The sequence below is a fragment of the Peribacillus sp. SIMBA_075 genome, from assembly GCF_046534585.1.
The window spans coordinates 1-240 of record NZ_JAWRYN010001481.1 but is presented as its reverse complement, the minus strand read 5'-3'; the positions used below and the strand labels follow the sequence as shown (position 1 = coordinate 240).

The window sequence follows — 240 nt, the reverse complement described above, 5'->3', positions numbered from 1 at the left end:
CTTCTGTTTTCGTGTTGTCAGCATATGAATACCACACGTTAATATCAAATGTTCCTTCAATCTCAACAGTTTTACCGACCTTTTCAGCATCATACTTATGATTAATGATCCAACCACCTAGGATGCTGGTTGGTTTTTGCGATGGAGAAATGGTGTGTGTGCTTTGGGTGAATTTCCTCCCTTTTGCAACCACCGCTTTTGTAATAATCTCTCTGTATTCAGACATTCCGGCATGCCTCC

General features: G+C 41.2%; 1 pseudogene. It reads right to left on the bottom strand.

Annotation, left to right across the window (positions count from 1 at the left end):
- Window positions 1-226 (bottom strand): annotated as a pseudogene (gene cotE, locus SB775_RS33320) (outer spore coat protein CotE); the annotation flags it as partial.
- Window positions 227-240 lie beyond the last annotated feature (14 nt).